18 protein-coding genes and 1 pseudogene are annotated in these 22,803 nt (G+C 40.4%); all 19 read left to right on the plus strand.

Features of this window, described 5'->3' with window-relative positions; genetic code table 11:
* Nucleotides 1-13: 13 nt before the first annotated feature.
* Nucleotides 14-298 (plus strand): PTS sugar transporter subunit IIB, encoded by a 285-nt coding sequence (locus AWM75_RS07905; RefSeq protein ID WP_067980562.1) that lies wholly within the window; start codon nucleotides 14-16, stop codon nucleotides 296-298.
* Between the two features lie 2 nt (nucleotides 299-300).
* On the plus strand, nucleotides 301-819 hold the full coding sequence (locus AWM75_RS07910) for a YjbQ family protein (RefSeq protein WP_067980564.1): 519 nt from the start codon (nucleotides 301-303) through the stop codon (nucleotides 817-819).
* An 11-nt stretch (nucleotides 820-830) separates the two neighbouring features.
* Nucleotides 831-1,493, plus strand: a complete 663-nt coding sequence (locus AWM75_RS07915; protein ID WP_067980566.1) for a ribulose-phosphate 3-epimerase — start codon at nucleotides 831-833, stop codon at nucleotides 1,491-1,493.
* Nucleotides 1,483-2,043 carry a 6-phospho-3-hexuloisomerase gene (hxlB, locus tag AWM75_RS07920; RefSeq protein WP_067980568.1) on the plus strand — a complete coding sequence of 187 codons (561 nt, stop codon included), beginning with the start codon at nucleotides 1,483-1,485 and terminating at the stop codon, nucleotides 2,041-2,043. Before AWM75_RS07915 ends, hxlB begins: the two co-directional genes overlap by 11 nt.
* A gap of 523 nt (nucleotides 2,044-2,566) precedes the next feature.
* Complete coding sequence (locus AWM75_RS07925) at nucleotides 2,567-3,625, plus strand: DNA cytosine methyltransferase (RefSeq protein ID WP_067980571.1); 1,059 nt, start codon at nucleotides 2,567-2,569, stop codon at nucleotides 3,623-3,625.
* Between the two features lie 2 nt (nucleotides 3,626-3,627).
* On the plus strand, nucleotides 3,628-5,637 hold the full coding sequence (locus tag AWM75_RS07930) for an ATP-binding protein (protein ID WP_067980574.1): 2,010 nt from the start codon (nucleotides 3,628-3,630) through the stop codon (nucleotides 5,635-5,637).
* Between the two features lie 350 nt (nucleotides 5,638-5,987).
* Nucleotides 5,988-6,173: a hypothetical protein gene (locus AWM75_RS07935; protein ID WP_067980579.1), complete on the plus strand. Its 186-nt coding sequence runs from the start codon at nucleotides 5,988-5,990 to the stop codon at nucleotides 6,171-6,173.
* Nucleotides 6,174-6,374: 201 nt separating this feature from the next.
* Entirely contained in the window at nucleotides 6,375-7,103 is a 729-nt protein-coding gene (locus AWM75_RS07940; protein ID WP_067980582.1) for a type II toxin-antitoxin system antitoxin SocA domain-containing protein, read from the plus strand.
* Nucleotides 7,104-7,526: 423 nt separating this feature from the next.
* Complete coding sequence (locus AWM75_RS07950; RefSeq protein WP_067980589.1) at nucleotides 7,527-8,372, plus strand: SDR family NAD(P)-dependent oxidoreductase; 846 nt, start codon at nucleotides 7,527-7,529, stop codon at nucleotides 8,370-8,372.
* Between the two features lie 87 nt (nucleotides 8,373-8,459).
* Nucleotides 8,460-9,548: a PfkB family carbohydrate kinase gene (locus AWM75_RS07955; protein WP_067980592.1), complete on the plus strand. Its 1,089-nt coding sequence runs from the start codon at nucleotides 8,460-8,462 to the stop codon at nucleotides 9,546-9,548.
* Between the two features lie 564 nt (nucleotides 9,549-10,112).
* The gene (locus AWM75_RS07960; RefSeq protein WP_067980596.1) at nucleotides 10,113-11,330 is read left to right on the plus strand and encodes a NupC/NupG family nucleoside CNT transporter; all 1,218 of its coding nucleotides are present in this window, start codon (nucleotides 10,113-10,115) and stop codon (nucleotides 11,328-11,330) included.
* Between the two features lie 36 nt (nucleotides 11,331-11,366).
* A complete protein-coding gene (locus tag AWM75_RS07965) occupies nucleotides 11,367-12,305 on the plus strand; it encodes a carbohydrate kinase family protein (protein WP_200778326.1) in 939 nt (312 codons plus the stop codon).
* Between the two features lie 6 nt (nucleotides 12,306-12,311).
* Nucleotides 12,312-13,007, plus strand: a complete 696-nt coding sequence (locus AWM75_RS07970; protein WP_234946633.1) for a phosphoribosylanthranilate isomerase — start codon at nucleotides 12,312-12,314, stop codon at nucleotides 13,005-13,007.
* Between the two features lie 27 nt (nucleotides 13,008-13,034).
* On the plus strand, nucleotides 13,035-14,192 hold the full coding sequence (locus tag AWM75_RS07975) for an iron-containing alcohol dehydrogenase (RefSeq protein WP_067980602.1): 1,158 nt from the start codon (nucleotides 13,035-13,037) through the stop codon (nucleotides 14,190-14,192).
* A 181-nt stretch (nucleotides 14,193-14,373) separates the two neighbouring features.
* Complete coding sequence (locus AWM75_RS07980; RefSeq protein WP_067980606.1) at nucleotides 14,374-15,579, plus strand: AAA family ATPase; 1,206 nt, start codon at nucleotides 14,374-14,376, stop codon at nucleotides 15,577-15,579.
* Nucleotides 15,569-16,123, plus strand: coding sequence for a hypothetical protein (locus AWM75_RS07985; RefSeq protein ID WP_067980608.1), 555 nt, complete (start codon nucleotides 15,569-15,571; stop codon nucleotides 16,121-16,123). The genes AWM75_RS07980 and AWM75_RS07985 overlap by 11 nt, the downstream gene beginning before the upstream one ends.
* A gap of 143 nt (nucleotides 16,124-16,266) precedes the next feature.
* A complete protein-coding gene (locus AWM75_RS07990) occupies nucleotides 16,267-17,274 on the plus strand; it encodes a lipoate--protein ligase (RefSeq protein ID WP_067980611.1) in 1,008 nt (335 codons plus the stop codon).
* Nucleotides 17,275-18,087: 813 nt separating this feature from the next.
* Nucleotides 18,088-19,263: pseudogene (locus AWM75_RS07995) on the plus strand (IS256 family transposase).
* A gap of 2,054 nt (nucleotides 19,264-21,317) precedes the next feature.
* Nucleotides 21,318-22,802, plus strand: a complete 1,485-nt coding sequence (locus tag AWM75_RS08000) for an SLC13 family permease (protein ID WP_067980615.1) — start codon at nucleotides 21,318-21,320, stop codon at nucleotides 22,800-22,802.
* The last annotated feature ends 1 nt before the right edge of the window (nucleotide 22,803 follow it).

Raw genomic sequence — 22,803 nt, forward strand, 5'->3', positions numbered from 1 at the left:
AAGGAGAATAATGATGAAAAAATTACTCGTTGTCTGCGGTGCAGGTCATGCAACTTCCACTATTGCAGTCTCAAAAATTCAAAATTGGCTAAAGAGCAATTCAAATGAAGATAAGGTAAAAATTTATCAATCGAAAATTGGTGATGAATTACAGCATTTAGACGAATATGATGCTGTTGTTAGTACGACGGTAGTCCCGGATAGTGCTAAGAGTAAAGTTATTAATGGCTTAGGCTTATTAACCGGTATGGGAACTGATTCTATATACAACGAACTTCAACAGCGATTGGAGTTATAATTATGAAAGTTTACCATCATGAAATTAAGATTGAAACAATAGTTGGACGTCCGTCATACCACGATATTCTAGCAGATCTTACTAATGTGAAGGATATATCTGGAATTAAAGATGGTATCTTAACAATTACAACGCCTCATACTACCTGTTCCTTATATTTTGAAGAAACCATGCACGATACTAATTTTTTTGGTGATGAATATCTGCAAGTTGACTTTAATAACGTGATGGATAAAATTGCACCATCAATGAAGAATGAAGGGGATTATCATAGTCCTGGCGAAAAACATATTGAGTTTGGCTTGAATCTAAATGACCCTAACTATCCTGCTGAGAAGTGGGTAATGCTAAATACTGATGCACATATTCGTTCATCAATTTTCGGAAGTAACTCTATGACACTCATTATAAAAGATAGCAAGCTATTAATTGGAGAATTAGGCAGGGTATATTTTGTTGATTGGGACCAACTTCGTGCACGAACCAGAACGATTAATTTTCTGGTTATGGGAAATGAGTAGGGGGTAGCGGAATGATAATTGCGCCGTCTCTGTTAAATAGCAAATTATATGAATTTAAAAAGAATATAAAGATATTTAGAGAGTATCATATCAATGAGTTACATATTGACATCATGGATGGATGCTTTGTACCGGACCAAGCTAACGGGCCGAAACTGATTCAGGATATTCGACCTCTTACAGATTTATTGTTTGATGTTCATTTAATGATCGATAAACCAGAAGAAAAAATTGCTAATTACTTAAAAGTTGGCGCTGATAGCATCACTTTTCACATCGAGGCAACTTCTGATGCTATGTATATTATTAATACCATCAAAGAGGCAAAGGTTGAAGCGGGTATTGCAGTTAATCCAGGTACCTCATTGTATTCAATCATCGAAATCTTGCCATATGTTGATCGTGTATTAGTTATGACGGCCAACCCTGGTAGATCCGGTGAGCGTTTTCATGATGGTGCTGTTGATAAAATCAAAAAGTTGTCAGAGTTAAGGGAAAACAGCGACTATCAATTTATCATACAAGCAGACGGGAAAGTTGATAAATCAGTCGTTAGAGACTTAGAAAAAGCAGGATGTGATCATATAGTTTCTGGAGGTTACATATTCAATAGCGATTCTCCAGGCAAACAAATCGACAAGCTACAAAAGGAAATGAAAGCTTATGGAAAATAAAGCTTATTTAAATTATGATATGATCATTAAAGAATTAAATCATCACAAAGATACCATCTCTTTTCATTCTCTTGATAACGTTATAGCTCTAATTTTAAAGGCTAACCAAATTTTTCTATTAGGAGCTGGGCGGTCCGGTTGTGTCATGAAAATGTTTGCAAATCGCCTGATCCATTTAGGATTAAAAGCAAATATTATAGGTAATGTGACTACTCCGCCAGCTGAAGAAGGAGACTTGTTAATTTTAAACTCTTCCTCAGGATCTACAAAACGATTGGTAGGGGCGGCAGAGCACGCCAAAAAAATAGGTGTCAAGATTTTACTTTTTTCATCTACAGTTGATTCTATATTGTATGAATTAGCAGATGAAACAGTTATTATACCTGGAAATAGTAAGTTAACTACCAGTACTTTGTTGACAGATCAACCTATGGGATCATTATTTGAGCAATCCAGTCTAATCATGTTTGATTCAATAGTTTTAACTTTAAGAGATTGTTTAGGGGAAACAAATCAATCAATGAGTCAGAGGCATGCAAATTTAGAATAACTCTATGAGTATAAATCATTCATTTGATTGGGGCAGGGCATTGGAATTAGAGCTCAAAATACTTTGATTACTTTAGAGCTTCATGCTGGTTATTAGTTGAATGAAAGTTAACCTAGTAATATCTGGTAGGAGCATATATAATGAAGGAAAGATTGAAGTTAAGCTTCAATCTTTTCTTGTTATTTATGGATTTAATTATCAAAGGCTACAAATTTGAAGAAATATTTCAGAGCATATACTGCACAAATAATAATGTAAAAATATTGTAGAGATGAATAAACTATTTCCGTGATAGTAAATCTACAGCGCAACGTATCATATCGATGCGATATTTTTGTAGATTTTGTTGTTTTATTTTTAACCCCTCTTAGTTAGCTTGTACTAAAGTAGCTTGAGTATATTTATTTGAGATATACTAAAGCTTTCTTCTATTTTCCTCAGATTCATGTTTTTAGATAAGTCATTTACGTCGACGATTTCTTAAAAATATGATAATATGAATAAAAAGTTTAGGTGAATAATTATGAATATTTCAGCAATTGATTTATTTTGTGGTGTTGGAGGACTCACCCATGGACTTGAGAGAGCAGGCATTCAAGTGATAGCAGGAATAGATATTGAATCCTCGTGTAAGTATGCCTATGAAGTTAATAACAAATCTATTTTTATAGAGAAAGATATTAAAGAAATAAAAGGATCTGACTTAGAGAGTTTATATCCTGAAGATACACAGATAAAAATATTAGTTGGTTGCGCTCCCTGCCAACCATTTTCTTCATATACTTCTAAATATCGAAATAGTAAATCTTTAGATGATAAAATGGACCTTTTGTCAGAATTTGGTAGGTTGATAACAGAAATACAGCCTGAAGTGGTTTCCATGGAAAATGTGCCACAATTAGTAAAAACTAAAATATTTAAAGACTTTCTAGAAATTTTGAACAGATATGAATACAATACAGATTATAAAATTGTTTATGGGCCAGACTATGATGTTCCTCAAAATAGGAGACGATTGATTCTAGTTGCTTCAAAACTATCTAAAATTAAAGTTCCAGATCCAATTAGAAAAAAAGAAGAATATCTTACCGTTAGGGATATTATTTCTCAATTGCCTCATATTGAAGCTGGAGAGACTGATTCAAATGATTGTTTGCATACAACGAGAAACTTATCAAGTATAAATATAGAAAGAATAGAGCAATCTAAACCCGGAGGCTCTTGGGAAGACTGGGATGAGGAACTATTACCCAACTGCTACCGAAGAGAGACTGGTCGCACATTCAAGTCAGTATATGGGCGTATGGAGTGGGATAAACCTTCTCCAACTATTACTACTCAGTTTATTGGATATGGTAATGGCCGATTTGGTCATCCTGAACAAAATCGTGCTCTTTCTCTTAGAGAAGGCGCACTATTGCAAACTTTTCCTGCGGATTATAAATTCACGAAAAGTCATGTTAAGTCTTTAAAGGATATAGCAGTTCAAATAGGAAATGCTGTTCCAGTTAAGTTAGGAGAAATAATTGGAGAGGCGATTATTTCATCTATTAATAATCAATGTACTAAAGAGAGGGGATAAATTTGGTAGAGAGTATTGACTTGCAGGTGGCTTATGGTGCAGTAAAACATTTTGGAAGAAATTTATATACTTCTAATCCGCCTGCAATAGCAGAGTTAGTCGCCAATAGTTGGGACGCATATGCAACCCAATGTGAAATTATCAATAATAATGATGAACTATTTATAATTGATAATGGTATAGGTATGACTGATGATGAACTTTCGGAAAAGTATGCTGTTTCTGGCTATGAAAAGGAAACTACTGATATTAGAGTGCCGGACGGTCAGGACCAGAGACCATATATGGGACGTAAGGGAATTGGTAAATTTTCTGCCTTTAGTTTAGGAGACGAGTATGTTCTATATACGAAGAGTAACTCTGATCAAAAATGGAAATTTGTAAAATTCAGATATAGCGATTTACTAGTGAATGAACCCATTGTACGTTTAGATGTGGGTCACATAGAAAATCTTTCTGAAAGCTTTGGTGATATTGATTCAGAGATTTTTAATGATTTTAAAACAGGAACAGTTATTCATATTCCGAAATTAAAGAGAAAATTTATAAAGACTACTGAAAATAATTTAATGAATATCTTATCTCGTAGATTTTCAGTTAACATATCAAATAAATATGACTTTACTTTAAAAATCAACTCAAATAAAGTTGACTTGGAAGAACATTTCTATGATAAGTATGTCGAATTCCTTTATTATTTTAATATTGAAGAGAATGAAATCAGACAGAGATTTCCTTCAATTGAGGAAAACTATATAAAAAAAGTTGCTGATAACGACTTCATAAATAATAATGGAGTTAAGGGTTGGATTGGAAGTGTCCTAGAACCTAAGAATTTAAAAATTGAGAATGAATATAATTCTGGGGGAGTTGTAATTTATATTAACGGGAAATTAGCTGATGAGAACATTCTTTCCCCAATTCAAAATGCTCGAATTTCAAACAATTATATAGTTGGAGAAGTTGACGCTGATTTCTTACAAAATGAGGATGAAGATCCTGTATTAAGTAGTAGAGAGGGTTTAAACCAAGAATTTGAAAATGTAGCTAATCTAAGACATGAATTGTCTAGTATAAGAAATGAATTAGTAAATGATTGGAACCAGTTAAGAGCGAGTAGAGATAGCGAAAAACAAGATTATTTAATACCAATTTTAAAGGATGAGACTAATAAAAGAATATATGAACAAGTTTTTAGTACTGAGCAGAGAAAGAGATTTAATACACTAGTACAAAAAGTATTTGATAACAATGAGGAGAAAACGAATGCTGATTATAAGTATTATACTCCTATACTTATTTCAGTGGTAAACTCTGAGATAATTAATAAGATTACTATTGATGACGAAGATGAGCTCGGAACCATAATTTCTAAAATATATGATTTGTTTGACAAAGTACATATTAATAATGCGCTAAGGGTTCATTCGCATATTGAAGACCGACTAAAAATAATTGATCAGCTATCAAAAAATATTGATGAGGAAGCTGTAGAAAAGGTTTTTGAAAAGCATTTATATGATAATCCATGGCTAATAAACCCTTTCTATGATCGGGCTAGCAAGGATACCATTGTAGAAAATCAGAAATATTTTGAAGCAAATATAGATGGTGAAAGTAGAGTAGGTTATGCTGATTTAATAATTAATACAGCAGATAATGATTTACCGATAGTGGTGGAATTAAAACGAGAAAAGAAAACTAATTATTCTGCTCCACCTGCAGATGAAATAATTAATCAGATTAAAAAATATCGGACTGCTATTTTGCAAAAGGCTAGGAACGAAAACAGTAAAGTTTATTCTAGTAATCTAGAAGATATTGAAGCCTACTTTATATGTGGAAAAGAAGCCCTAGCAAAATTAGAAGATTATGAAAGAAACGATATTGAGCATACCAATAAAATTGTAATCAAAACTTATGATGCACTAATTAGTCAAGCAAGGAGTATGTATAAAGATGTTTTAGAGGAAGACATATTATGGAACAGTAGTCAGCTAGCTGATAGTTAGTTTTTAAATCTTTATCACATGAGGAAATTTTTTGAGTAATTTACATCTCGTTACCTGTTTTTTGATATTACTAAATATTAGTATTTAAATTAGCTAATGATTATTAGGCCAAAAAATTAAGCAGATATCTTGTATATATAATTAAAGAAAATAGAAAACCTTAACCATGCTTTAAAATTAATTGACTCGGAACTATTTTTGTTTATTTGTTTATGTTACAATAGGCATTGCTCATGGCAACCAGTGTGATAGGTGTGGGCTTAGATATGTACTGGTTGCTGTGGGTTTTCTTTTTATTAAAAGTAATTTTAATGCTACTGATCATTTTAATCTGTCTAGGAGTTCTGATAATGGCAATTGATTATGAAATTTTGAAACAAACAGCTAATAAATTAGGTCTAAAAATAAGTTTCGGTGATAAACCTGGCTTTTACACACCTGACAAATATTATGATTTTGTTTCATTAATGTTTGAGGATGATCATGATAATCAAGATGGAAATATAAATGCAACCCATAGTGAACCAGAGGAATGATAGATTCAGACCCTGGTTGCTGTGGGTTTTGTCTTTTTTTGATAGCTGTTGTGGTAAATCTTTCACAGCGATATTTTAAAAATCTGATTTATAGTAAAAAAATCTAGTCAGTGTATAATTAGGCTGATAACATTCAAAAAAAGCAAAATAGACAGTCGCATGCGAACCATAAGCAGAAATATTTAAAATAGGGGTGATAAAATGGCTAGACATATGATTTTTATTTATAAAGTACCAACATCATCACAACGCTTGGTTTTTGTATATTCTTCTAACCAGCTTATTTATCCCGATGACTTGCCAGAAAAGCTAGACGATATTATCGAAAAATATGAGCTAGCTATTCATTATTTGACAACTGATGATTTAACGATTGCAAGTATTAAAGATAAGGATCCCTTTTTTGAAGGTATAGAATTTTATACTGATTTAGGTTTATTTATTGATAAACTAGATGGTTTAATCAGCCAAGCTACTATTTCGCCACTTGCATTTTCAAAATTACTTTTGAGCAAATTTAAGCTTGATAAGCTAGAAATTCAAAAGGTTCTGTATCTTATCTATGCAGAATGTTTGCAAAATGGGGTTAAGTTATTTAATGAATCCCCGGTAGCCTATCTCTATGGTCCAGTTTTTGAAGATGTTTACCAAGAGTATAAGTCACAAGCAAGAGGGGCGAAAATCGAAGTTGATTTATCTTACGAAGATCTAATCTTGTTGCCCAAGACAGTTTATACACCCGAAGTCAGAAAAACTACTGAGCGAATTATTGATGCCATAGCTACAAAAACTGGTGGTGCATTAATTGATATCACTCATGCGCCTGATGGGCCTTGGGATATGGTCTACGAAGAAGGATGTAATCGGGAAATTCCAGATAGTCTTATCCTAGCTTGTAATGATAAAGTTACCGCCTTGCTTTATAACTAAGTATTAGGATTATATTTAAAAAAAGAGAGACGCAGAATGCCCTTAATTGTAGGAGCAAAGCCATTCTGTGTCTCTTTTTTGATATCATCATTTACAAATAATCGTGCGAAAATATTTCGGACTTAATTTGAAATTGTTGTCCTGATGCGATTTATCATTAAATCAATTTTGCGAAAATCGTGTGAGATTTTAGTCGAATTGAGGGTCAGGCTGGGGAGAAGTGAACCAATCTTTGAGACTAGAAATAACTGAAGAGGAAATATGTAGAGTTAAAAAGCTAATAATAAAATTTCTGATTCTTTTTGAGAAACTTATTCTGCAATTGCAAATACCGGTTGCTGTGGGTTTTCTTTTGCCTTTTTTTGATAGCGTTATCATTAGCAGGCTTCCTTCTGCTATAATAGGCTCAAAGGAGTGAATGACATGAGTCAAGACTTAAATAATATCGAACGGGATGCTTGGAAAAATCCGGATTATTCGGTGATGGCCAAGTTTTCTTTAGCTGGTAAAAAGGGTTTTGTCACTGGGGCGGCTGGTGGCATTGGCCGGAATGTGGCGGCAGCCTGGGCTGAGGCGGGGGCTGACGTAGTACTAGTTGATATGGCCAGCCAGGAAGATCGGCTTAAAGATTTAGTGGCCTTGATGGCTGACAAGTATGGGCGCCAAATTGACTACGCCCTCTGTGATATTACCGATGCGGACCAGGTGACGGCCTTGCGCCAAGACTTGGTGGACAAATTGGGCACCATCGATTTGGCCTTTATTAATGCGGGGATTAATGTGCTGGGGGACAACCTGGATATTGCCCTGGCTGAATGGCAAAAGACGGTTGATGTCAACTTAACTGGTTCTTTCCTGACGGCGCAACTGGCCCACCAAGTTATGCGTGACCACGACCATGGTGGTTCAATTATTTTGGTGTCTTCAATTTCCGGGGACAATGTTAATCTGATGGCGGGTGGGCCGACTGAAAACTTCGCTTATTCGGCGACTAAGGGCGGCATCAACCAGATGGGCCGGCATTTAGCGGCTTCTCTAGCGCCGCATGATATCCGGGTTAATATGATTTCACCGGGTTACACCTGGACCGATATTTTTGACGGCCGTATCAACCAGGCCGGCGCTGATATGATGCTAGAGAATGTGCCTATGAAGCGCTTTGGTTTGACCGAAGAAATCCAAGGAGCAGCGGTCTTTTTAGCTAGTGACGCAGCGGCCTATATTACTGGGGTTAACCTGCATATTGATGGCGGTTATAGTGTCCACTAGGAAAATTTGATATAAAAATAGTACGCAAGAGAAGGTGTTAGTGATAGGATAGGCTTAACATCTTCTTTTTATGTTAGGAGGCTTACTATGTTAACTGCCCGCGAGCAAGAAATTTTAAATATTATTGAGCACGACCCCCTAATTAGCCAGGAGGACTTGGCTGGCAAGTTAGGGATTTCGCGGTCGGGGGTGGCTAGTCATATCCATCATTTGACCAGAAAGGGCTATATCAAGGGGCGGGGCTATGTGCTCAGTGAGCCGGAGTTTGTTTCAGTGATTGGGTCGATCAATATGGATATTTTAGGGACACCATCTGGTGATCTTATCCGCAACAACTCAAATCCGGGCGCCATTCAAAATAGTTTGGGTGGGGCTGGCCGCAATATTGCCCTCAACCTGACTCAGTTAGATGTGGCGAATTATTTTATTTCAATTTACGGTAATGATATGTATGGCGACGAGTTTGAGGCTGATGCCAAGCGGCGGGCCATGAATTTAGATTGCTGTGAGCGCACCGACCAGGCCAGGACCTCGTCATACATGCAGGTTTTTGACCGCAAGTCCAACAAGTATTTTGCGGTCGATGATATGGCTATTAACGAGCGGATGACACCAGAATTTTTATCCGTCTACTTGGACCGCATCAACCATTCCAAGCTTTGCGTGGTAGATGCCAACTTATCAGTGGCGGCCCTAACCTATATTTTTGACCAGGTGACGGTGCCGATTATTGCTAAAACGGTGTCCTTGAATAAAAATGCCCATATCCTAGTTAACCTGTCCAAGCTCTTTGCCTTGGTGGCGACCCCCAAAGAGCTCAAGCAGATTATGGTGGACCTGGGCCAAGACCAGGGGACAGAAGCTGCTGCCGTTAGCTATCTCTTAGGACAAGGGGTCAAACATATTCTACTTTTTTCAGAAAAAACCGGCCTGTCCTACTATAGCCAGGACAACCAACTCCACGTATCTAAAGGCCACCAGCTAGTTAATGTGGGTGGGGCCAACGCTGCCATTACTAGTGTATTGGTCTGGGGCTATTTGAACCAGCTAGGCTGGAAGTATATCATCCAGCTGGCCTATTGCGCTGCTATTTTGACCTGCGCTGTTACAGAATCAGTTAACCCTCACTTGGACCTTGATCGTTTATTTGATACCCATGATGAACTCTTTTCATAAAATGTATTTTTATGCTAGCCTGCTTGGTCGGGCTAGCTTTTTTTATTGCTTAATTTCTTTACGTCTGCGATATTGGCCGTCTTTTATTCCAAGGATCCTGGTCTAAGCGCTAAAGCTCGCACCCCTTTATAGTCGGGTTTGGGAAAGCTGAACTGCAGTCGTTTCACTAGGCTCACCGAATAGCTGTTTGCTATTGGTCCGCCTAGTTCCAACGATTCAGTTCATAGCGCTTTCCCTCACACCCTTTTTAGTCGGGTTCGCTTTAGCAGACCAGCAGTCCTTTCATAAAATCCGGCCCAATATCTGCGATATTGGCCGTCTTTTATTCCAAGGATCCTGGTCTAAGCGCTAAAGCTCGCACCCTATGTATAAACATTTGTCTAAAGTTAAAAGTTTCACAAACGCCTAAAATGGACACTTGTTTAATTATCTAAAAGAATGTTTACTTTATAAAATGTATGCGTTAACATACTAATTGTCGATCGGTTGAGACGAACTCAACTGCCCAGCATATATGCATGTCGTAAAAAAATAAAATTTAAAGAAAGTGTAGGTGTAACAGCTATGGGGATTATTCGTAATCTAATCGGTCTGGTCCTGATTTTTGCCGGGGCTTACGCCCTGTCCATGCAAAGAGACAATGTGAAAAGCCGGTTAAAAAATATTGCCATCATGTTTGTTTTACAGTTAGTGATTGCCTTTGTCTCATTGCGTACCTCGGTGGGGATTGCTGTGTTAGAAGGGATTTCGGCCTTCTTCTCCTGGTTAATCGGCCAAGCCCAGGGTGGCATTCAATTTGTTTTTGGCGGCTTTGAGCTTGGTGAGGGTGGGGTCTTCTTCTTTAACGTCCTCCTGCCAATCGTCTTTATCTCTGCCTTAATCGGTATTCTGGACTACATTAAGGTTTTGCCTTTTTTCATGAAGTGGATTGGATTTGCTATCAACAAGCTGACAAGCGTTGGTGAGTTGGAAGGTCAATATGCGATTGCAACGACTTTGATCGGACAACCAGCTGCCTATGTGACCATTGCAGACCAAATTAAACAAATGAGTGGTCGCCGTCTCTTTACGATCTTGATGTCATCATGTTCAACGGTGGCTGCGTCAACTTTCGCCGCTTATATGGAAATGGTGCCGGGTGAATTTGTGGTGGTTGCGGTCTTCTTAAATATCTTCTCTGGCTTTATTATTTCTAGTTTGATGAATCCTTATGATATTACGGCTGAAGATGAGTTATTAGCAAAAGCGGGTGTGGCCAGCGAGAGCCAAGAGGTTGATGAATTAGACAAGCCAAACTTTATCGGGGTGATTTCCGAATATATTACTAACGGTTGGAATTTAGCCCTGATTGTGGCAGCCATGTTAATTGGTTTCGTCTCCTTAATTACCTTCCTAGATGCTAGTTTTGCTGGTTTAACGGGTATGACCTTCACCCAAATCATGGGTTATATCTTCTCGCCAATTGCCTTTGCCATTGGGGTACCGACTGACGATATTGTCCAGGTTGGTTCCGTCATGGCGACCAAGTTATTAACCAATGAATTCGTTGCCCTGGGTCAAGCTGGGGACTTGATGAATAATATTTCACCTAAGGCCATGGCCATGCTATCAACCTATTGTATTAGTTTCGCCAACCTGGGTACCTTAGGGATTGTGACTGGGGGCATCAAGGCCATCAGCGAAGAAAAAGCCCGCCACGTGGCTGGTTTTGCTGGTAAGCTCTTGATTGGTGCTACCCTGGCTTCCTTATTAACTGCTACTATTGTTGGTCTCTTCTATTAATCATAATTACTGACATATCCTGAGGAGGAAAAAATCATGTCTGAAAAGTATATTGTTGTTGTCGGTGGTTTAAACTTGGATATTGCTGGTTTATCAGGTCCGATTTACCGGGAATTTGATTCTAACATTGGCGATATCACTACCAATGCTGGTGGGGTCGGCCACAATATTGCCCAAAACCTGACCAGTCTTGAGGTGCCAACTTATTTGGTAACAGTCTATGGTGATGACCATTTTGGCGATATCCTGGTTAACGAGTGTCAAAAAGCTAATATCAGTTTGGAGTACGCCGAGCAATTAGCCGGTAAGAAATCATCAACCTACCTCTATGTAACCGATAATAATGGGGATATGGTAACTGCTATTAACGATATGAAGATTGTTGATGAAATTACCCCCGACTTTCTAGCTGACAAACTAGACTTTATCAATGGGGCTACCTTATGTGTGATAGACGGTAACATTTCTAAAGCATCAATCGATTGGTTGGCTGCACACGTGACTGTGCCAATTTTTGTTGACCCAGTTTCAGTAGCTAAGGCTGACCGCTTCCTAGATGCCTTGGATAAAATTGATACCATCAAGCCCAATGAATATGAGGCTGAACTCTTTACCGGTATCAAGGTGGTTGACGAGGAGACGGCTAAACAAGCAGCCCAAGCCATGCTGGATAAGGGCATTGAAAATGTTTATATCTCACTGGGTGCAAAAGGCATGCTAGCGGCGACCGGGGACAAGGCTGTCTTAGTGGAGCCGATGGTTGATAAGATTGTGTCAACTAATGGGGCAGGGGACTGTACCATGGCAACCCTTGCCTGGGCCCGCTTCCAATATGGTGGCGTCCTCGATGTTGAAGAGGCTTGTCAATTTGCTCAGGCAGCGGCCTCAATCACTATTGAGTCTAACCAAGCCGTTTCCCCTGATTTAAATGTTCGTGATGTGGTACGTCGTGCGGTTGAAAATTACGGAGGTTAAGTTAAAATGAAAATGATTAAACAAATTTATTCGATTGTTAACTATAATGAAGCGGTGGCTTGTATGGATGCAGGCGCTGACCATATCGGTTTAGTACCGACCCAAACTGGTGGGATTATCAACCACCGGGTACCTTGGGATGTGGTTGACCGGATTTATGCGGAATGTAAACGTCGCGGGGTTAAGTCAATTGCCATCATGCTTAACAAAGATCCAGAAGAAATGATCTTTATTGCTAAGCGGGTCCAACCAGACATTGTCCACATTGCTGGCATGGACTTTACCGCTGATGCTGACTTTACTAAACGCTTGAAAGAAGCAGTACCTGGCGTAGAATTAATGTCAGCTGTTTTAGTTGACGGTCCGGGTGCAGTCGAACGGGCTAAAGAATTGGCTGAGTTCTCTGATTATCTGTTAACAGATACTGGACTAGCTGTTGAAACTGGCATTGGCGCTTCTGGTGAGACCCATGACTGGGATATTGACAAGGAAATTGTAGAAGCTGTTGATATTCCGGTGATTATTGCGGGTGGTTTAGGCCCTGATAACGTGGCTGCTTGTATTGAGCATATCCGTCCTTACGGGGTAGATTCCTTGACCAAGACCTCTTACAAGTATGCAGATGGCGTGATTGAAAAGGATATTCCTAAGGTCAAAGCCTTCTGTGACAATGCTGACCAAGCTGCTGCTAATTTAGATTAATGCATGGAAATAGGAAGGGATGACGTGATGGATTTCAAATTTAAACAACTTGTTAATGTGGGTGTGACGCACAACTTGAGCCAAGACCTGATGGCCACTTTAGAGGGTCGGGGCTACCGCCAGCCCTTCCTGGCTATCGACCGTTTTCTCCTAGACAGTCCGCTGGTTAAAGAATTTATTGCAGCCCTAGACCAGGCGGGTTATGCCTACACCATTTATGATGAAATTGTGCCTGATCCACCAGTTGAATTGGTGGATGCAGGGGCCAAGAAATATAAAGAAGCTGGCTGTGATTGTATCGTTGCCATTGGTGGGGGTTCCGTTATTGATGCGGCTCGCGGTATCAATATTGTCCAAGCTGGTGGTGGGTCAATTCGTGACTATGTCTTTGATCAAAAACTAGCCCACTATGCAGGGGGCTTGATTGCGGTGCCAACTACCTCAGGGACCGGTAGCGAGGTATCTAACGCGGTAGTGGTAACTGATACCGACAAGGATGAAAAGCTGACCGTCCTAGAAGACAATACTGTGTCCGAGTTCGCTATCCTTTGCCCAGAACTACTAGTAACCCTACCTAAACGGCAAACTATCGCCACCGGCCTGGACGTTTTCGCCCATGCGCTAGAGGCTTATACCTCTAACCTATCAACTCCAGTGGTAGATGCCATCTGTGAAAAGGCCATGTTCCTAGTAGTCAACTACCTGCCTAAGGCGGTTAAGAACGGTCAAGACCTGGAAGCCCGCCAAGAAATGCTGGTCGCTTCCTTGTTAGGGGGCTGGGTTATTAATAATGGTGGGACTCAAGTGGGCCACTCCCAAGCCCACATCTTGGGACCTAAGTACCACATTCCACATGGTGAGGCCTGTGCCTATGCCACGCCGGGGACTATTCAATATACCGCTACTGTTAAACCTAAAAAAATCCGCGAAGTCGGCCATATTCTTGGTTTAGAAATACCTTCACACGCCACTGATTTTGAAATCGGCCAAATTGTGGCTGAGGCCTTTAAACATTTCCGTGATGAGGTGCTAGGCATGGCGCCATTCTCTGAATATGGCATCAGCCAGGAAGAATTAGTGGCCAATGCTGAAGCGGTTGTTAACGAGCGTTTTGCGGCCAACGCCCCAATGCAGGTCGACAAGAAATTGGCTGAGGACCTCTTGAAGATGTTTGGCCAACCATAATTAATCAGATACTTCAATGATTTAACTACCTTTCTCCTTTCGCCCCCAGGCTTGTGTCTGGGGGTTTTTAGTTTATTTAGCTTTAAATCTAAATGATCTGGTAAAATTGGAACTAAATATCGTTTTCAATCGATTTTTTCGTTTAAAAATGTTAAAATAGCTTTGAAGGGAGGTTGACGACATGAAGTTATTAAGAACTGAAATTTCAGGATTGCCAAATTTTAAGGATAATCGCTTCATTTTTGATTTAACTAATGATAAACGTGTTTCCAAGGAAGAATTAGCTAGTTATGAACTTTTCCCACTTACTAATAATTCTTACCAATTTCCTTTAATCAGTCTGTTGGGTATCAACGCGACCGGTAAAACGACTTCTCTAATTTTAGTCAAACAAATGCTATTATTATTTATTCAAAATGAGAGTCTAGACTTTCACTCACCGTTTGCCCATTATATTCCCAGTGATATTATGACAGTAAACTATTTAACTGATGGTAAAACACTTTATAAAATTGTTTCCGAAATACAAAAGGATAGTAAAAAAGAAAAGATATTTTTTAAGGCTGAAAAATTGTATGCCAAGCCATTGCGGCAATCAATCGCCCATAAACGGCTTTTTGCATTTAAAGACAGTGAATTAGTATTGGATCGTGCTTCTCTAGCTGAGCAGGGTAATTTTAACCTACAAAACTTCTTAAAGGATGAGGACTCGATATTTTCTAGTATCTTAAATCAAAAGGATGAAAGTAATCTAAAAGTCTTGGATATGATGGGAACGACCAATATGAATTTTCTGTCAATGTATTCTGATAGTTTGCCTTTGTCTTATATACATTATTTAGATACTAGTATTGATATCTTTGAGATGGATGAAGATTATCAAGGGCATAAGATTCCTAATAAATTTAAGTTAAAATTTAAAGGGAATAATGAGATTTTCACAGTAGATTATCATCATCTTGACCAGTATTTATCATCCGGTACGATAAAAGGGATATCCTTCTTATTGATGGTGACACTAGTTTTGAGTGAGGGTGGTTATTTACTAATTGATGAAATAGAAAACCACTTAAATAAGACAATTGTCACCTCAATCATGCGCTTATTTCAAAGTAAAATAAACAAAAATAGGGCAACATTAATTGTTTCTACCCACTACCAAGAACTCGTTGATATTTTCTCTAGAACAGATAGTATTTATTTATTGCGAAAAACAGATCAAATTAATATTGAACGTTTCTCAACTGTGTTAGAAAAATATAAGTATGATCGTACAGATAAAGTTAAAAGTAACCTCTTGATGAGTGGTGTGCTAGATACTGCCCCGCAATATGAGTATTATGAAATGCTTAAACAGGACATGGAGGGTGTGGTTAATGAGCCTTAAATTACAAGCTATCGGCCCTAACGACCGTGTCCTTGTGCTTTGTGAGGGCCCATCAGAAAAAGTAGTCATGGAAATGTTACTAGAGCAGGATAGACTGCCATTCAGCAAACACCAATTGCTGGAGGGCGAATTTATTACGATTGGTAAAAATATTAAAAAGTTACAGCAAGCTTACTTAAGCTTTCAGTTTTCTTATCCCTTACATATTTTTTCAGTTCAAGATAGTAAAAATGACTTATGGCTAAATAAACTAGCAAGTGCCTACCAATCTAAGGCTGTGCAGATTGCCCACGTGGTCACTGCACCAGAAATTGAAATGTTGATGGTACATGCTTTAGGAAAACAGGATGACTTCTTTAAATCAAAATCTAAGACTAAACCTAGTACTTTTATTAAGCAAGTTGTAGGAGAGAATCCTAAAACAGAAGAATTTATACGGGATTTTTATTGTCAATATTCTTTAGTCGATGCTATTAAGATCCAGAAATCCAAGGCCCAGGATAGTCATAAATACTGTTTTTTAGCTGATTTAATTAATTTGTAACTAAGACTTTACTTTAATGATTAAGGCTATAAGCTGAGCACAATTTTTGTCTCAGCTTTTTTAAATTGTCAGCATTTTCATCCTTTTTAGGGCAACTTGTGCTAGGCTAGGATAGAAATAGAAAATTTAAAGGAGTATGCCTAATGATTTTTGTTGATAACCAAAATAACTATGACGCCAGTGTCAATATTGCCCTGGAGACTTATCTAGTTGAGAACAAGAAGGTGGACGAGCCAATTTTGCTTTTCTACATTAATGACCCGTCGATTATTATTGGCCGCAACCAAAATACCATCGAAGAGGTCAACCAACCTTATGTGGAGGCCAATGATATCAAGGTGGTCCGCCGCATGTCAGGTGGGGGCGCAGTTTACCACGACCGCGGCAACTTCTCCTTCTGCTTTATCAAGGATGGTGACGGCTCATTCCGTGATTTTGAGTCCTTCACCAAGCCGGTGATTGATGCCCTGCATAAGATGGGGGCCACTGAAGCCCGCTTGGAAGGGCGCAATGACCTCTTGATTAATGGCAAGAAGTTTTCCGGTAACGCCATGTATGCCCGCGATGGCCGCATGACTGCCCACGGGACGATTTTATTTGATGCCGACCTGGATGAGGTCAACAATGCCCTGCGGCCGCGCAAGGAGAAGATTGAATCTAAGGGTATCAAGTCAACGCGCTCGCGGGTGACCAATATCAAACCTTACGTGGATGAAAAATACCGCGACCTATCGACCGAGGAGTTCCGCGATCTCATCTTGCTGGAAATCTTTGGCGTAGACTCGCGCGACCAGGTGCCAGAATACCATCTGACTGAAGCAGATTGGCAGGGTGTTTACGAGCTGCGGGCCGAGCGCATGGGTAACTGGGACTGGAACTATGGCAAATCCCCTGACTTTGAAGTCAGCCAAAGCCACAAGTTCCCATTTGGCTTGGTTGATTTCCGCTTTAATGTGTCGGGCGGCCGGATCAAGGATGCCACTATTTATGGCGACTTCTTTGGCCTGGGTAATATCCAAGACGTAGAAGACCAGCTGAACGGGGTTAAATATGACCGGACCGCCATGGAAGAAGCCCTGGCGGACGTCGACTTGACCCATTATTTAGGGCCAGTCACAGCTGAAGAACTAGTTGAGGCCTTGTTTGACTAAGAAATAGTTGATTTGGTATGGGCGGCTAGGACGAGTGTCCTAGCCGTTTTTTTGGTTAGAGAGATTTTCTGGGGTGAGCTGGTGAGATTCACTACCTTAACTGGTTGAGTTAGGGAAGTGAATTGCGTGGTAGGGTGGGTTTTGATGAGCAGGGTTAGATTCACTACCCTATTTGCCTGGGTTAGGGAAGTGAAGTGTGAGGATGGGTATTTTTTTGATGAGCAGGGTTAGATTCACTACTCTATCTGACTAAATTAAGGTAGTGAATTGCATGGATGAGAAAATTTTTGTTGGGCGGGTCAGGATCGTCTGCCCTATTGAGTGGGTTTCCAATGGCTTATCTGGGTTTCACTACCTTAACTGGTTGAGTAAGGGTAGTGAATTGTATGTTTGTGTGGCCTTTTGAGGAGTCGGTAAAAATTCACTACCCTATCTGCCTGAGTTAGGGAAGTGAATTGCGTGGTTGGCTGGGTTTTTAATGAGCAAGTCAGGATTGTCTGCCCTATTGAGTGGGTTTCCAATGGCTTATCTAGGATTCACTACCTTAACTGGTTGAGTAAGGGTAGTGAATTGCATGGTAGGGCGGTTTTTTGAAGAGTCGGTAAAAATTCACTACCCTATCTGCCTAAGTTAGGGAAGTGAATTGTGTGGTAGGGTGGGTTTTTGATGAGCAAGTCAGGATCGTCTGCCCTATTGAGTGGGTTTCCAATGGCTTATCTGATTAAGTCCATATAATTGTGTAAAAAGAAAAACCATAATAATCTTTTTTGGTTACAATGTAATTGGCTAAAACACATTGAAAGGAAGATTATTATGGCTCAACTAAATATTACCCTAAACTTAGAAGAAATTACAGAGGCAGTTCTAAACAGTGATATGGATTAGATGATGAAGTCCCTAACTGTAACCATCTTTAATGCCTATATGCAAGCAGAGCGTGAGGAATTTATTAATGCTAAGCGCTATGAGCGCACAGATGACCGGAAAGATTATCGTAATGGCTCCTATAAAAGAAACTTTAAAACAAAGGTAGGGACTGTTGAACTGGATGTCCCTCGGACACGATCAGGAGAATTTGATACCAAGCTATTCGATAAATATCAACGTATGGACAAGGCCTTTGTGGCTGTTTTAACCGAAATGTATATTAATGGGGTCTCAACACGCCGTATTAAGAAGGTTGTTGAAACACTCTGTGGCGAAGGTGTTTCTAAATCATTTGTCTCTTCAGTAAATAAAAACTTGGACCCTGCTGTTTTCGAATTTAAAGGGCGTTCCCTAACACATACGAATTTTCGATATGTTTATGTCGATGCCATGTATATTAAAGTTCGCGAAAACCATCGTTCTGTCTCTAAAGGTGTTTATATTGCTCAGGGTATTAACGATGATAATCGTCGCGAAATTATCGGCTTTATGATTGCTGATAATGAATCAGAAGAAAACTGGAAGAACTTCTTCCTTGATTTAAAGGCCAGAGGCCTAACTAAACCAACATTAATTATATCTGACGCCCACAAGGGACTAAAATCAGCGATTAGTAATCAATTTTTAGGCACTACCTGGCAACGGTGTACGGTTCATTTTCTACGTAATATTTTAGCTCATTTTCCAAAAAAGGATTGCAGTCATGAGAGAAGTCTTCTAAAGAGAATATTTAATGCTGATAGTCAACAAAGAGCGCGAGAGTTAAAATTTGAATTTGTAGAATACGTTAGTGGCAATGAGAAATATGACAAAGCTGTTAATACGCTAGAGGAAGGCTTCGAAGATGCTATCCCATACTTATTAGAACCCACACCTTATCGCGTTTCACTGAAAACAACTAACAGTCTAGAAAGGCTAAATCGAGAAATTAGAAGAAGAGAGAAAGTTGTCGGCCTCTTTCCTAATATAGAGGCTGCGGAGCGACTTATAGGAAGTGTATTGCTTGATTTGCATGAATATTGGGAGACATGTCCTCATAAATTCTTTAATAACATAGTCTAAATATTTATACCCACCAATTACATTCTATAATTTACACAAGATTGTGGACTTGACAGCTTATCTAGGATTCACTACCTTAACTGGTTGAATTAGGGTAATGAATTGTATGTTTGTGTGGCCTTTTTAGGAGTCGGTAAAAATTCACTACCCTATCTGCCTAAATTAGGGAAGTGAATTGCGTGGTAGGGTGGGTTTTTGATGAGCAAGTCAGGATTGTATGCCTTATTGAGTGGGTTTCCAATGGCTTATCTAGGATTCACTACCTTAACTGGTTGAATTAGGGTAGTGAATTGCATGTTTGCACGGTCTTTTGAAGAGTCGGTAAAAATTCACTACCCTATTTGCCTGGGTTAGGGAAGTGAATTTTGTGGTTGAGGGGTTTCTGATGGGTAGGGTTAGATTCACTACTCTATCTGACTAAATTAAGGTAGTGAATTGCATGGATGAGAAAATTTTTGTTGGGCGGGTCAGGATTGTATGCCCTATTGAGTGGGTTTCCAATGGCTTATCTAGGATTCACTACCTTAACTGGTTGAATTAGGGTGCTGGTTACCAGTTCCCAATCCATTCTTCATACTGGCTCTATCCTTATATGGAAGACCGGGATGGCGACGGAAAAGTGGGCGAATAGGATATCTGTAGTTTTTATGACTCGTCTTCTTAGACGGGTCTTTTTAGATGTGAATTTTTATGCTTATCAAAAAGCGTGCGTGGCGCAGGTATGCTACTTCATCAAATTAAAAGGCTGGCTAGATACAAAGTTCAGTCGCTGAAGTAGCTTAAGCATGTGAGTTAGGCTATTTTGTCAGGTCAAAACGCCAATTCTTCGCCAAGTTTGGTCTTTGAAATAGCTTAAGTGGCGGAGTTAGGCTATTTTATCAGGTCAAAACGCCAACTCGCCGCCAAGTTTTGTTTCTGAAGTAGCTTAAGTGGCGGGGTTAGGCTATTTCGCCAGGTCAAAGTGCCAACTCGCCGCCAAGTTCGGCCTCTGAAGTAGCTTAAGCGGTGGAGTTAAGCTATTTCGTCAGGACAAAGCGCCAGCTCGCCACAAAATTCAGTCTCTGAACTAGCTTAACTAGTGGAGTTAAGCTAGTTCGTCAGCTCAAAAGCTAACTCGTCGCTAAATTCGGTCGCTGAAGTGGCTTAAGTCTGGGAGTTAAGCTATTTCACCAGGTCAAAGTGCCAACTCTCCACCAAGTTCGGCCTCTGAAGTAGCTTAAGTGGATGAGGTATGCTACTTCGTCAGATCAAACCACTAGCTCTCCGCCAAGTTCAGTCGCTGAAATAGCTTAGATGGCGGGGTTAAGCTATTTCGCTGGTTGGTGAACTTGGTTGGGTCAATAATGTAGCTTCTGAAGTAGCTTAAGCATGTGAGCTAAGCTATTTCATCAGGTCAAAGTGCCAACTTGCCGCAAAATCTGGCCTCTGAAGTAGCTTAAGTGGCGGGGTTAGTCTATTTCGTCAGGTTAAAACGCCAACTCGATGCAAAGTTTTACCTCTGAAGTAGCTTAAGTAGCGGGGTTAAGCTATTTCGTCAGAACAAAGCGCTAGCTCGATGCAAAGTTTTGCCTCTGAAGTAGCTTAAGCATGTGAGTTAGGCTATTTCGTCAGGACAAAGTGCCAACTCTCCGCCAAGTTTGGTCTCTGAAGTAGCTTAAGCATGTGAGTAAAGCTATTTCATCAGGACAAAGCGGCAGCTCGCTACAAAATTCAGTCTCTGAACTAGCTTAACTAATGGAGTTAAGCTAGTTCGCCAGGCCAAGGCGCCAGCTCACCGCCAAGTTCGGTCGCTGAAGTAGCTTAACTAGTGGAGTTAAGCTATTTCTCTGGTTGGTGAACTTGGTTGGGTCAATAATGTAGCTTCTGAAGTAGCTTAAGTGGTGGCGTTAAGCTACCTCATACCAGCTAGCATGGCGCATGGGTGCTGATGGCGCTAGCAGGGTGGTTTCACCGCCATCTCCCCAGTGCAAATAGTGATCGCTATTTGGGAACTTTGTGGTTTGCGTCCGCCCGTTGTGGTAATCTGGTCACAATAACTATAAAGGAGATTTTTTATGTCTACGAATGCTGTTAAGGCTGGAGGTGTCAAGCCGCTGGTGACTGGCTTGAGCTTTTTGATCTTGCTGGTGGCGGGGGTTAATGCTATTTTCCACTTAAATTTATTTCACTTACCACTGGCGACCTTTAGTCTCTTAGCTATTTTTGCGGCCTGTCTCTTGCTGTGGCTTTTTGTCGCCATCGATTGGCCTAGTATTCTCTGTCTGATTTGCTTGGGGCTCTTACCGGGGCTAACTTATGGGGAGGTCTTTGGGCTATCTTTTGGCAATACGACTTTTGTCTTTTTATTTTTTACCTTTATTGTCACCTATGCCCTCCAGGAAACGAGTTTCCTCAAGCGGGTAACCGCCTGGGCTATTAATAATGATTGGGCCCAGGCCTCAGCCAGCCGTTTTATCCTGGCTTTTCTCACGGTGATGCTGGTGCTGGCGTGTTTTATTTCGCCAACCATCCTTTTCATGATTGCCTTTCCGCTTTATGAAGAGATCGTCCACCAGTTTGGCCTGAAAAAGGGGGACAAGCAGGCTGCCCTGCTCTTGGTGGCCCTCTTTGTCACCATCGCCATTGGGACGGCCATGACGCCGATCAACCACGTGTTCGCCATCACGGCCATGGGGATTTACGAGTCCACCTTTAACCAGGCCATTACTAACTTCCAGTACATGTCCTTTGCGGTGCCGGCGGGTTTGGCCATTTTCCTCGGCCTCTTAGCCAGTCTCAAGTGGTTGTGGGGCCTGGATCTGACTGACCTACAAGTCGGCCGGGTGGATTCCCTGGCCAGCCTGCCAGCCGCTAGCCAAGCGGAAAAGCTGACTGTGGCTATTTTTGGCCTGGTCGTGGCCATGTGGCTGTTGCCAGAATTACTGGGCGGTCTATTGCCGGGTCTGCAGGCCTTCTTCAAGACGGCAGGCATTGCCTTTCCACCCATGGTCGGCGCCTTATTACTGGCCCTGGTTCTTTGTCAAGGCCAGCCTCTGGTCAAGTTGCAAGAGGCCATCTCTAAAGGGGTCTACTGGCCAAGTTTACTGATTGTTTCAGCGACCCTGTCGCTGGGGTCAGTCCTGGCCAATCCAGATTTCGGTGTGATTAGCCTGCTTGAAGCTGGTTTAACCCCACTGCTAGTCGGCTTAAGTCCGATTGTGATGGTGGTGGTATTTGTCAGTTGGGCGGGTCTGCAAACCAACCTGTCATCCAATTTGGTGACGACCACGGTGGTGACAACCATTTTGATGACCATTTTATCGGCCAACAGTCAGCTGGCGGTCAATGGGGCGGTCTTGGCTAGTTTAGTTGGTTTTATGGCTTCTCTAGCCTTTATGACCCCGCCGGCCATGCCCTATGTGGCCATCGCCATTGGGTCAGAGTGGACGACCGCGCGCCAGGCCCTGGTTTACGGGCTATGGATGCTGGTATTGAGTATTTTGGCGGCTAGCTTCATTGCCTATCCTTTAGGGGCTAGCCTGCTGAGTCATTTTAATTAGA

Source organism: Aerococcus urinaehominis (assembly GCF_001543245.1).
GTDB lineage: Bacteria > Bacillota > Bacilli > Lactobacillales > Aerococcaceae > Aerococcus > Aerococcus urinaehominis.